Source organism: Pseudomonas sp. MWU13-2105 (assembly GCF_023242315.1).
GTDB lineage: Bacteria > Pseudomonadota > Gammaproteobacteria > Pseudomonadales > Pseudomonadaceae > Aquipseudomonas.
Genome location: NZ_JALLIY010000005.1, coordinates 370033 through 382438, shown reverse-complemented (window position 1 = coordinate 382438; position 12406 = coordinate 370033). Strand labels below are relative to the sequence as shown.

Here is a 12406-nt window from a genome sequence, read left to right as displayed (position 1 = left end):
CAGGATCTTCATTGGGCAGGGTTCTCTCGAAATCTTTGATCGTTGCGGTCAGACTGCTTGTTATCAGCACGTGCTAAATCGCCCCGGCGACGCGCATTTGTTTGATTTGCTCCGTTCCCAGCCCCAGTTCTCTGAGCACCTGCTCGGTGTGCTGGCCAAGACCCGGAACAGCATCCATCCGGGGTTCGAACGCATTGTTGCTGCCAGGTGGAATCAGGCTGGGAATGGGACCGGCAGAGGTTTCAACTTCTCGCCAGCGTCCTCGAGCCTGAAGTTGTGGATGATTCCAGACACCTTGCATGTCGTTCACTCGCGCGTTGGCGATTTGAGCGCGGTCCAGGCGATCGATCACTGCATCGAAGCTGAGGGTAGAGAACGATTTAATGATCAGTTCGCGTAGCGCGTTACGGTTTTCGACACGCTTGAAGTTGGCGGAGAAACGCTCGTCCTTGGCCAGTTCGGGTTGAAGCAGCACCTTCTCGCAGAACAGCTGCCATTCACGCTCGTTTTGCAGTCCCAGCATCACGGTGGTGCCATCACCGATCGGGAACGGGCCATAGGGGTAAATGGTGGCGTGCGCAGCGCCAGCGCGCGGTGGTGGCGGTGCGCCGTTATAGGCGTAATACATCGGGTAGTTCATCCACTCGACCAGGCTTTCCAGCATGGACACATCGAGGTGGCTGCCTTCGCCGGTACGTTCACGCAACAGCAGGGCAGAAAGAATACCGGTGTAGGCGTACATGCCTGCCGCGATGTCGGCGATCGAGCATCCGGCCTTGGCCATTGCTTCATCGCCTGGACCGCCGGTGACCGAGAGGAATCCGCCTTCGCTCTGGATCAACAGGTCATAGGCTTTTTTCTTTTCATAGGGACCACCGACGCCATAGCCTGAAATGTCACAGACAATCAGACGCGGAAAACGCTTATGCAAGGCCTCAAAGGACAACCCCATTCTTGCAGCCGCGCCGGGCGCCAGGTTCTGCACCAGGACGTCGGCGCCGGCCAGTAAGCGGTCCAACACCTCGCTGGCAGAGTCCTGCTTCAGGTCCAGAGTCAGGCTCTCTTTCGAGCGATTGGTCCAGACGAAGTGCGAGGCCAGGCCGTTGACGCGCTGGTCGTAGCCCCTGGCGAAATCGCCTGTGCCTGGGCGCTCGACCTTGATCACGCGCGCACCGAGATCGGCCAGTTGTCGGGTGCAGAAGGGGGCGGCAATAGCATGCTCAAGGCTGACGACGGTGATGCCATCGAGCGGACGCGGACCTTTGGGTTGGCTCATGAATGTTATCTCTCTGGTCATGGCTCCCCAGCGGCGCCTGCCTGGGCTGACGCGCCGGGTTGTTGCGCCGATCACTTAGAAGGAGCGCGGCAGTTCGAGCAGGTGCTCGGCCACGTAGGACAGGATCAGGTTGGTGGAGATCGGCGCCACCTGGTACAGGCGGGTCTCGCGGAACTTGCGCTCGACGTCGTATTCACAGGCGAAACCAAAACCGCCATGGGTCTGCAGGCAGGCATTGGCCGCCTCCCAGGACGCCTTGGCCGCCAGGTACTTGGCCATATTGGCGCTGGCCCCGGCGTTCTGCCCGCTGTCGTACTCCTCGCAGGCGCGCCAGCGCATCAGGTCGGCGGCCTCGATCTCGATATGGGCTTCGGCAATCGGGAACTGCACGCCCTGGTTCTGCCCGATGGGGCGGCCGAACACCACCCGGTCGCGGGCATAGGCACTGGCCTTTTCGATAAACCAGCGACCGTCGCCGATGCACTCGGCGGCGATCAGCGTGCGTTCGGCATTCAGGCCGTCGAGGATGTAGCGAAAGCCCTTGCCCTCTTCGCCGATCAGGCTGTCGGCGGGGATTTCCAAGTTGTCGAAGAACAGCTCGTTGGTCTCGTGGTTGACCATATTGGCGATGGGCTGCACCGTCAGGCCGTTGCCGATCGCCTCGCGCAGGTCGACCAGGAAAATCGACATGCCTTCGGATTTCTTCTGCACCTCGGCCAGCGGCGTGGTCCGGGCCAGCAGGATCATCAGGTCGGAATGCTGGACCCGCGAGATCCAGACCTTCTGCCCATTGATCACGTACTTGTCGCCGTGCCTGATCGCGGTGGTCTTGATCTTGGTGGTGTCGGTGCCGGTGGTGGGTTCGGTGACACCCATCGATTGCAGGCGCAACTCGCCACTGGCCAGCTTGGGCAGGTAGAAGCTTTTCTGCGCCTCGCTGCCGTGGCGCAGCAGGGTAAACATGTTGTACATCTGGCCGTGCACCGTGCCGGAGTTGCCGCCGCAGCGGTTCACTTCTTCAAGGATCACCGAGGCTTCGGCCAAGCCCAAGCCGGAGCCGCCGTACTCTTCGGGAATCATTGCCGACAGCCAGCCGGCGTCGGTCAGGGCTTTGACGAAAGCCTCGGGAAAACCCTTCTCTTCATCTATCTTGCGCCAGTAGGCGGCATCGAATTCAGCGCACAAGGCGCGCACGCCTTCGCGAATGGCATTGAGTTCTTCAGAGTTGCGGTCAGTCATTATTATTCTCCTCAACGCGTCACGCACGGCATTGGCCCTGCGTGAGCGGGTTCGGGCATGGAGCAATCAGATCGGGTTGAAACCCAGCGCGGCACGAAAGCGATTTTTGACGTAGTGACCATCACGCGGCGGCAGCACCCGTGGCGGGTTTTCCGCCTTGATCTTGATCGCCGCGAGCTTGACGCCATCGCGCGTTGCGAAGCGCTCGCGCAGGTTATGTACACCTTCCATGTCGCGGACTTCGTCGGTCCAGCTGAAGCCGCAGGTCTTCGCGACTTGATCGAGCTTGATACCGAAGCCGGCATGGCTGACCTGCATGCCGGTTTCACCGAAGTGGCCGTTGTCGAGCACGGCGATGGTCAGGTTGGCGGGCTTTTGTAGCGCAACGGTGGCCAGGGCGCCAAAGCCCATCAGCAGTTCACCATCACCGGTGACCACGACCACCGACTTGTCCGGCTGGGCGTTGGCCAGGCCCAGGCCGACAGTGATCGCGCTGCCCATGGCGGCCCAGAGGTAGTAATTCAGGTCGTGGTCACCGGCGGCCATGACGTCATAGGACGCTGACCCCAGGCCGGTCACGACCAGCACGTCTTTGCGGTCGGCCAGCAGAGCCTTGACCACTTCGCGACGGCACAGGGTGTGGTTTGCGCTTACTTGACCCATTTCTTTTCTCCAATCAGGCGCTGACCGAGCAGCAGGGCACAGGAAGAGTCACCGTTGAATGCCATGGTCGCCGCGCCGTGCAGCAGTGGGGCGACGTCTTTCGGATCATCAGCACGCCAGGTCATGACCTTCATCAGGTTCAGGGAGGCCTCGGTGGCCTGACCCATGGGGTTTTGCCAAGCGTTGAATTCGGCCCAGTCGCCGCGCATGGTGACCACCATCAGCAGCGGGAAGCCGGCGCAGACCTGAAGCGCCAGGGTGTTGATACAGTTGCCGACACCGCTGGATTGCATCAGCAGCGCACCCCGTTCGCCGCCGAGCCAGGCACCGGCGAGGTAGCCGATCCCTTCTTCTTCGGTGGTCAGGACCACGGCTTTGATGTCCGGGTCGGCATACGACATACGGATAGCGGCCGAGTGACCGGCATCCGGTACGAAGACCACATGTTTGACGTCGTGGGCCTTGAGTACGCGGAATACGTCCTCCTGCCAATCCGTCCCTACGGTTTGTTCAGCTTCTGTTGACATGCCAGTCTCCCAAGCGGTGCTGCTTTTGTGTTTTCACACATTCTGGGAGGGATGGAAGGCAGCGACGACTACCGTTTTTGTCTTTGAGATATGCCCATTTTCTATAGCTCGGCTGTGGAGTCGCTGGGTATTGGGAAATTGCGATAGCCATGCGTTATTGGAAGGATAAAACCTGATTGCTGTGGACTGAGGACCAGGTTCAAGGCTTTAGTGTACGGCGATACAATTTAGGCATATCAGCTAGAGCGTGATCCGCTCTTATTAGGAAGGCAGGACTAGGGTAGTTTTCGGCTACGTCGCAACAGCACTTGGCCGACGCCACTACAACAATAAGATCCGAGGGTTACACCTATGTATAACAGCCTCTTGCAGTTGGCTTGCTCCGTCCTGTCCTCTGTCCATGATCTGTTTCACCCGCATCCACCCTCGGTCTGCCGGTACCGGCATTTCGCACTTGCCTTGTTCATTCCTTAGTTCGTCGGTTACACACCGTCCTTTGATGGCTGTTGCCTGATCAAGGGATGTTGTTCCCGGCTATTTCCAGAAATACAACAACAGGTGCTCTATGAAAAACAGGCTACCGGCTGCGGCAGGCATTTTGATCGCCATGCTGCTGGGGATCTTTATCGGCTATATGATTTTCCTCAACTTCCCGGACAAGGCGATGGCCACCAAGGTGGCCGGTTACATCTCGATCGTCTCGGATATCTTCCTGCGTCTTATCAAAATGCTCATCGGCCCGCTGGTCTTCTCGACTCTGGTGGTGGGCATCGCGCATATGGGCGATGCCAGTGCTGTCGGCCGGGTATTCGGCAAAGCGCTGGGCTGGTTCGTCACGGCTTCATTGCTTTCATTGTCGGTGGGGCTGGTCATGGCCAACCTGCTGCAGCCCGGGCACAACCTGGGGTTGCCATTGCCAGATGTGAGCAGCGTGACCAACCTGCAAACCTCGGTGTTCACCCTCAAGGATTTCGCCACGCACCTGGTGCCCAGATCTTTCGCGGAGGCTATGGCCACCAACGAAATTCTGCAGATCGTGGTGTTCTCGATTTTTTTTGGTGTCGCCTTGGCCTCCCTGGGCAAAAAGGCCGAGCGACTGGTGAATGTCATTGAGGATCTGTCCCATGCGATGTTGAAGGTCACCGGTTATGTGATGAAGCTTGCACCGCTGGCGGTGATGGCGGCCATGGCCGCGAGCGTTGCGGTCAACGGGCTCTACATTCTGGTGAAGTTCGCGGTCTTCATGCGCGACTTCTATTTCGGGCTGATCGTGCTCTGGGCGATGCTGGTGTTTGCCGGCTGGATGTTTCTGGGGCGGCGTGTATTCAAATTGGTGGTGCTGATCAGAGAGGCTTTCCTTCTGTCTTTCGCCACGGCCAGTTCCGAGTCGGCTTACCCGAAGCTTCTCCACGCGCTGGATCGTTTTGGGGTCAAACGCAGGATCTCGAGTTTCGTCATGCCCATGGGCTATTCCTTCAACTTGGATGGCTCGATGATGTACTGCACATTCGCGGTATTGTTCATCGCCCAGGCGTATGGCATCGAGATGTCCATCGGTACCCAGATCAGCATGCTGTTGACGCTGATGCTCACCTCCAAAGGCATGGCTGGCGTGCCGCGTGCTTCGCTGGTGGTTATCGCCGCTACCCTGACCCAGTTCGATATTCCCGAAGCGGGTCTGCTACTGATTCTGGGGGTCGACACCTTCCTCGATATGGGCCGGTCGGCGACCAATGCCGTGGGCAACTCCATTGCAACGGCGGTGGTGGCCAAGTGGGAAGGGCAGTTGGTGAGCGAGGATGAGGCCGAACGCGCCGGTGCTGTGCTGGGGGCGTCGGATCGGGTCGGGGAGAAACCGCTGACGGTCTGATCCGTTCGGGGCACGGGTGCAGGATAAGAGGGTGAGCATTCACAAACGTGGTGGCTCACCCTTTTCGTTTATCCGAGGGAAGGTAGGTGACCACGCCAGCGGGTTATTGGTAAAGACGCAGGAGATGCACCTGCAGATATAAAAAAACCCTCACATTGCGCTGTCGTGGGCAGGCACAGTGAGGGCAAAAGGGAAAGCGGTGCAGGTGACGCTCAGGACTTGCGTTGCAGGGTGTGGTAGCCCAGTGCCGATCTGGCTTCCCTGAGGGATTTTCCTTCAGTGAGCAAGGCCCGGATGTTGGCTTCCACGGCTTCGATCGCGCGGGCAGACGCAGCCACTTCACGGGCGCGATCCCGGGGCACGATGACCACGCCGTTGGCATCCGCGACCACGATGTCCCTGGCGCAGACGCGGGCTTGGCCGATGGAAACCGGCTGATTGACCGACTCGACTTCGACCCGATCCTTGCCGGTGCGCATGAACCGGCCTTTGCTGAACAACGGGTAGCCATCACCCAGAGCCTTGCTGACATCCCGGCAGACACCATCGATCACGGTCGCGGCAATCCGTTTACTCCCGGCATATTGGGTCATGATGTCACCCCAGACGGTGCAGTCGGTGCGTCCGTCGTTGTCGATAACCACCACATCGCCTTCCGCCACGTCGTCGATGAAGTCGCCGACCGTGCCGGGTGGGCAGCTGGCGGTGACGTAGCGCACGGTGAAAGCCGGGCCAACGACCACTTGGCGGTAGTTATCCAGGGGCATCACGCCCAGGCACTGGCCAGGCAGACCCAGTTTGTCCAGGGCATCGGACACTCCAGGCGTATCCAGACCTTCAAACAGTGCAACCAATTCTCTGTCTTGGGGGGACATGTGTAACTCCTCGCAGTGATGACAGCATCGTTCATGAACAAGCCGCTCAAACGAGCGGCCCGGTTTTATTCAAGGGGGCTTCAGCCAGGGGAACTTGATCTCGCCCGTGGCTCGGAAATGGTCAGCAAGAGGACGAAACTGATAAATGATCCGATCGCCAGCCAGGCAAAGACATAGTTCCAGCCATAGTTGTCCAGCAGCAGTCCGGTAATGAAGGGCGTGGCCGCGGCGCCCAATTGACCGATCATGTTCACGATGGCGTTGGAGATGGGGAACGTTTTTTTGGTGGTCAGTCCCATCGGGTAGACCATGTAGGAAGAGAAGCCCAGGCTGAGGACGACACCGGTCAGCATCAACAATAACCCGTAGGGCAAAGGTTCGGCGGGTGAGCTGATCAGCAGGTACATCATCAGCGATGTGCCCAGTGCCGACAGCAACATGCCGGGTTTTCGCCGCCCACCGAGCAGCCGATCCGAGCAGAAGCCGCCGATCAGGTTCCCGAGTACCGCACCCACCCATGGCGCCGCCGATACCAACCCCATGTTCATGATCGAGAATTGTTTGACGGTCATCAGGTAAGTTGGAATCCAGGCCAGCAATACACTGGAGACGCCCAGTTGAAAGCAGTAGCTGGTGGCGCAGCCCCAGATGTTCCAGGAGGCGAACACCTGCTTGTTGGTTTCCAGGGGGGCTTCATGACGAGCCCGTATGAGACGATCCAGTCTATCCAACCATGCCGGGGTCTTCTGGGGGCTGGTTTGCTGGGCCGTCTGGGTACTGTCGGTTTCTTCGGTAATGTAGTTGAGCTCGGCTTCGTTGACGAACCGGCTGCGGGAAGGGTGATTGGTGACCATGAAATACCAGACCACCGCGAGGACGATGCCGGGTACGGCGAAAAAGTAGAAGATTTCTCGCCAGCCCCAGACCGAAATAATCACGGCACAGAGTGGCGGTACGATCACGGGACCGAACTTGACGGCGGACAGGAATATCCCCGAAGCCGTACCTTTTTCTCGCGGGGGAAACCAATTGTTGATAGTCGTGGTCATGCTGATCGGCAGCGGACCTTCAGCGACACCAAGGCCCAGGCGATACAGTTTAAGGGCAAACAGCGAGCTGGCCGTACCCACCAGGCCAGTCAGCAATGAGGTCAGTACCATGGCGCCTGGCAGGATCCTGCTGACCCCGAAACGGCCGAAGGCAAAGCCAGAAGGGATCTGTGCCAAGGCATAAGCCAGTAGAAACATGCTGACCAAGCCGCCAGCCTCAGCATTGCTCATGTCGAACTCTTTGCGAATAAACGGCAGAGCGACACCGAGGTTGGCCCTGTCGGCGGCAGCGATGGTGTAAATCAGAAAGATCAGGGCCGCAACCACCCAGCGGTAATTGCTGCGCACAACAGGTTTCATGACTTCGGGCAGGGACATGGGTAGACCTTATTTTTCTATCAGTGTTGTCCGGCCAAAGTAATGATTGTGAATCTGCAAAAAAAGCGACAAATACTCCTTCCAATAAATCACTTTTGTTGATGGAAGCACGCTGTTGAATGCGCGCTTTATAGAATGCACAGATAAAAACTGGGCTGACGACCCGTCGAGATGACGTGGTGAGGCGCACGGGGAAGATCACCCTGTCGTGCCAAAGTATCGTTGTTCTTTTTACCTCTGGCGCCGAGCTACAGCACCATGTGGCTGAAGTCACAGCACTGCGCCGCCAGTCGCGCCACTTCGACGCTCAGGCCTTGCAGGCGATCGGCACGGTGCACGGCGATGTAGTGGATGGGAGGCAACGCCGGCTCGGTTTCGATGATCTGCAGCCGGCCCTGCGCCACTAGTGGCGAGAGGCATTGGCGGGGCAGGTAGCTGATACCGATGCCGGACAGGGTCAGACCCAGTTGAGCGATCAGGTAGTTGCTTTTGATCGTACGATTGACACGGACGTCGTTCTGGGCGAGCCAGCGTTCATAGATCAAGCCTGTACCAGAGCCGCCTCCCTGAGTCAGTACGGTGTATGAGGAAATGGCCTGCATGTTCATGACCTCATTACCCTGGTGTAATGACGGCGCGCACATCCAGGCGTTCTCTACCGAACTCAGCGGAGTACTGACGAAACGAGCATCGGCAAAAATGTCGGGCACGATGATCAGGTCGAGTTGATCGCTCTCCAGTTTCGTCACCAGTTCAGTGCTGAGCTCGATCGAGGGTTCCAGTACCACTTTGGGATAAGCGCTGCGTATACCCTCGACCAGTGCGGGCAGCCACGTCATGGCAGTCAGTTCGGTGACGCCGATACGAAAGCGCCTGACCAGTACCTCCTTGGAGCTGACGCGTTCAAGCAGGTAATCACGTTGGCGCAGAATCTCCGAGGCCTGTTCGAACAGCTCGGTGCCTTTTTCCGTCAAGCGTGCGCTGCGTTTGGAACGATCAAAAATGGGCATGTCAAAGGCCTCTTCCAGCTCCTGGATACGCTTGGAGATGGCGGACTGGGACATGTTCAGTTTCATGGCTGCGGATTCAAAGCTCCCCAGTTCTACAATCCAGTAGATTGCTTCCAGTTGTTTGAACGTGATCATTGCTCAGGCTCGATTGAAAAAAAGTGATCCATTATTGATGAAATGCATCGATTCCGCCTGATCAAAAAACGAAACCCGGCGATGGCCGGGTTCGTTCAAACACACTGGGGTCAGTGTAAAGCGTTACAAAACCTGCGGATGGCTTCACAAGCCTGGCGCAAGGAGGCGTCATCCAGGGCGTATGCAATGCGAATGTATGGGCCAAGGCCAAAGGCGCTGCCATGCACCACGGCGACATTCGCTTCGTCGAGGAGAGCATGGGCCACATCCTCATCTGTGAGCAGTACTCGTCCCCCCGGCGAGGTACGGCCGATCAGCCCGGCGCAGGAGGCGAACGCGTAAAACGCCCCGGCTGGACTGATGCATTCAAGACCTGGTGTGTCGTTCAGCAGCGCCACCATCAAATCGCGGCGCCCCTGGAAAGCGGAGCGGCTTTCGCGGATGAAATCCTTGGGACCTTCCAGCGCGGCCAGTGCGGCCTGCTGTGAGATCGAGCTGGCGCCTGAGGTTTGTTGACCTTGCAGCTTTTCCATGGCCTCCAGCAGCCAACGTGGTCCCGTGGCAAAGCCGATGCGCCAGCCGGTCATGGCATAGGCTTTGGAGACGCCGTTCATGGTCAGGGTTCGTGGTGCCAATCGTGGTTCAACCTGGGCCAAGGTATGGAATGGCTGATCATCGAAGATCAGGTGTTCATAAATGTCATCGGCCAGAATCAATACGTGAGGGTGGGCCAACAGCACCTCTGCCAATGCCTGGAGTTCCTCCCGGCTGTACACCGCGCCAGTCGGGTTGGAGGGCGAATTGAGGATCAGCCAGCGGGTCTGCGGAGTGATCGCGGCGTGCAGTGCCGAGGCGCTCAACTTGAAACCGGTATCGGCATCACAGGTGACGATTCTGGCTTCACCACCGCACAGTTGAACCATTTCCGGGTAACTGACCCAGTAGGGCGCTGGCACGATGACCTGGTCGCCCTCGTTCAGGGTCGCGGCCAGGGCGTTGTAGATCACCTGTTTGCCGCCGTTGCAGACCAGCGTGTCCTGCCAACTGACGTCCAGGCCGTTCTCGCGGCGGAACTTTGCCGCCACTGCTTCGCGCAATGAACGGACACCGGCAACCTGAGTGTAACGGGTGTGACCGTGTTCGATGGCGGCAATGGCTGCCTCACGTACGTGCTTTGGGGTATCGAAGTCAGGTTCGCCGGCGCACAGGGAAATGATTTTCGCCCCTTGCGCCCGTCGCTCCGCCACGCGATCCATGATGCGATAGGTCGCCGAAGGTTGTGCACTGGCCAGGCGTTGGTTCAGGCGGTGAATGTCGGCACTCATGCGCGGGTTCTCCATTCGGTCAGGTTCATCAGCTCAAGAGTTGAGCGACCCTCGGTCAATGCTTGCATCATCTGGGCTTCCTTGTTCGCTCGTGCTTGGCCTTCGGCCAGGGTGCGTGCCGCATCCGCCTTGGGAATGATGATCACACCGTCATCGTCGGCCACCACCAGATCGCCCAGAGCCACAAAAGCCCCGTTGAAATGGAAGGGCCGGCCCACTGAAGGCGCGCTGGTTTTGACAGTGCCTTTTACCGATATACCGCGGGCAAATACCGGGAACTGGCGTTTCTTCAACGCAGCGATATCGCGTACCCCGCCGTCGATAACCAGGCCGACTACGCCGGCCGCTTCAGCCGCAACGGTGAGCACTTCGCCCCAATAACCGGCGATAAAGCCACCCGTCCCCACAACCAGCACACTGCCTCGAGGCACGCGCTCCATGGCCAGATGCAGGGACAGATTGTCGCCCGGAGAGCACTCCAGAGGGTAGGCGGGGGCCGCGATGAAGGCTCCATCCCAGATCGGACGGATGGCACTGTCAACCGCACAGGGTAGATGGGAGGCCTCATACAGAGTCGAGCTGCCAAGCGCTTTAGCTCGTTCATGATAATCAGAGGGGAAGGGAAGAATGGACGAAGTCATCAGGCTTTCCTCTGCAACATGTGGTAGCCCAGGGTTGTCCGGGCTTCTTTAAGGGTTTTGCCTTGGGCGATCAGGGCGCGAATATCCGCTTCAATGGCTTCGATCTGGCGGGCACAGGCCGCCACTTCGGCCGCTCGTTCACGCGGCACGATGACCACGCCATTGGCGTCGGCCACCACGATGTCACGGGCGCAGACTCGGGCGCTGCCGATGGACACCGGCTGGTTGACTGACTGCACCTGTACGCGGTCCTTGCCGGTGCGCATGAAACGGCCCTTGCTGAAGATCGGATAGCCATCGCCCAGGGCCTTGTTCACGTCCCGGCAAACCCCGTCGATCACCGTGCCAGCAATCCGGCGTGTACCGGCGTACTGGGTCATGATGTCGCCCCAGACCGTGCAGTCGGTACGGCCACTGTTGTCGATGACCACCACGTCGCCGGGCGCCACGTCTTCAATGAAGTCGCCCACGGTGCCGGGTGGCACGCTCGCCGAGACGTACTGCACGGTGAATGCCGGGCCGACGATCACTTGGCGGTAATTGTCCAGTGGGGCGATCCCGAGGCATTGACCGGGCAGCCCGAGCTTGTCCATGGCATCGGAGACGCCCGGGGTGTCCAGGCCTTCAAACAAGGCGACTAGGGCTTGATCTTCAATATTCATCGAGCGTGCTCCACATGGATGGCTTCGAACTGGGTGTCATGCATCACTTCGGCCACCGAGCGACCGCTGCGCACCGCTTCGACCATGCCGTCCTGACGGCGGGCAATACGTTCTCCGAGGTCGAGTACTTTTTCAATTTCGGCCTGGGGCACGAACACCGTGCCGCAGGTATCGGCGATCACATAGTCGTCTTCACTGACGTCGACGCCAGCCACGTTGATCGTCACTGCCGCGTCGATTTGCACCACCCGATTGCGCGCGCTGATCATCGTCACACCTCGGCCGTAGACCGGGTAACCAATCGCCTCGCTGCCGTCGATATCGCGACTGAAACCGTCGATCACCGTGCCGCGCACCTGCTTGGCGGACGCGGCATTGGCCAGGATATCGCCCCAGCAGGAAATGCCTTCGGTACCGCCGGAGATCACCAGCACACGATCATTGCTGACAATCCGTTCAACCACCGGCGTGATCAGGTGCACAGTAGGGACGTTGTCAGACTTTGGGCCCAGCAGCACGGTACTGGCCCGGCCGATGATTTTCGGGCAGTTCCACAGCGGGCGTAGCCCCACCGTGGCGCCGGGCAGGCCGAGGAAGTCGAGCGCATCGGACACGGTGTTGGTGTCCAGCGCCGCCAAGCGTTCGAGCAAACTCTTGTGGGGCATGGGGGAGTCCCTGTGATGACGGAGGTGCCCAGTTTCGATGAGATAATTTAATAGGTATATTACTAATCACAGAAGATTTACATACGCTAAA

At 58.9% G+C, this 12406-nt stretch carries 12 protein-coding genes; 1 reads left to right on the top strand and 11 read right to left on the bottom strand.

The features are described from left to right. Nucleotides 1–73: 73 nt before the first annotated feature. The 4 genes from M5B96_RS09935 to M5B96_RS09920 form a co-directional block, all read right to left on the bottom strand. Entirely contained in the window at nt 74–1276 is a 1203-nt protein-coding gene (locus tag M5B96_RS09935; protein WP_248796495.1) for a CaiB/BaiF CoA transferase family protein, read from the bottom strand. A gap of 75 nt (nt 1277–1351) precedes the next feature. Continuing rightward, nucleotides 1352–2515 carry an acyl-CoA dehydrogenase family protein gene (locus M5B96_RS09930; RefSeq protein WP_248796494.1) on the bottom strand — a complete coding sequence of 388 codons (1164 nt, stop codon included), beginning with the start codon at nt 2513–2515 and terminating at the stop codon, nt 1352–1354. 66 nt (nt 2516–2581) lie between these two features. Continuing rightward, nucleotides 2582–3178 (bottom strand): thiamine pyrophosphate-dependent enzyme, encoded by a 597-nt coding sequence (locus tag M5B96_RS09925; protein WP_248796493.1) that lies wholly within the window; start codon nt 3176–3178, stop codon nt 2582–2584. Further along, nucleotides 3166–3705, bottom strand: a complete 540-nt coding sequence (locus M5B96_RS09920) for a thiamine pyrophosphate-binding protein (RefSeq protein ID WP_177104764.1) — start codon at nt 3703–3705, stop codon at nt 3166–3168. The genes M5B96_RS09925 and M5B96_RS09920 overlap by 13 nt, the downstream gene beginning before the upstream one ends. Nucleotides 3706–4270: 565 nt before the next feature. Between M5B96_RS09920 and M5B96_RS09915 the strand changes: the two genes are divergently transcribed. Next, the gene (locus tag M5B96_RS09915) at nt 4271–5575 is read left to right on the top strand and encodes a dicarboxylate/amino acid:cation symporter (RefSeq protein WP_248796492.1); all 1305 of its coding nucleotides are present in this window, start codon (nt 4271–4273) and stop codon (nt 5573–5575) included. Between the two features lie 212 nt (nt 5576–5787). Here the strand turns inward: M5B96_RS09915 and M5B96_RS09910 are convergent, their stop codons facing one another. From M5B96_RS09910 to M5B96_RS09880, 7 genes are all read right to left on the bottom strand, one after another. After that, complete coding sequence (locus M5B96_RS09910; RefSeq protein ID WP_103495580.1) at nt 5788–6450, bottom strand: RraA family protein; 663 nt, start codon at nt 6448–6450, stop codon at nt 5788–5790. A gap of 80 nt (nt 6451–6530) precedes the next feature. Continuing rightward, nucleotides 6531–7877, bottom strand: coding sequence for an MFS transporter (locus tag M5B96_RS09905; protein WP_248796491.1), 1347 nt, complete (start codon nt 7875–7877; stop codon nt 6531–6533). A gap of 248 nt (nt 7878–8125) precedes the next feature. Continuing rightward, nucleotides 8126–9022, bottom strand: a complete 897-nt coding sequence (locus tag M5B96_RS09900; RefSeq protein WP_248796490.1) for a LysR family transcriptional regulator — start codon at nt 9020–9022, stop codon at nt 8126–8128. 110 nt (nt 9023–9132) lie between these two features. Further along, complete coding sequence (locus tag M5B96_RS09895; RefSeq protein ID WP_248796489.1) at nt 9133–10347, bottom strand: pyridoxal phosphate-dependent aminotransferase; 1215 nt, start codon at nt 10345–10347, stop codon at nt 9133–9135. Beyond that, the gene (locus tag M5B96_RS09890) at nt 10344–10988 is read right to left on the bottom strand and encodes an RraA family protein (protein ID WP_248796488.1); all 645 of its coding nucleotides are present in this window, start codon (nt 10986–10988) and stop codon (nt 10344–10346) included. The genes M5B96_RS09895 and M5B96_RS09890 overlap by 4 nt, the downstream gene beginning before the upstream one ends. After that, nucleotides 10988–11650, bottom strand: coding sequence for an RraA family protein (locus tag M5B96_RS09885; protein ID WP_248796487.1), 663 nt, complete (start codon nt 11648–11650; stop codon nt 10988–10990). Before M5B96_RS09885 ends, M5B96_RS09890 begins: the two co-directional genes overlap by 1 nt. Then, a complete protein-coding gene (locus M5B96_RS09880; protein ID WP_248796486.1) occupies nt 11647–12315 on the bottom strand; it encodes an RraA family protein in 669 nt (222 codons plus the stop codon). Before M5B96_RS09880 ends, M5B96_RS09885 begins: the two co-directional genes overlap by 4 nt. Nucleotides 12316–12406: the final 91 nt, after the last annotated feature.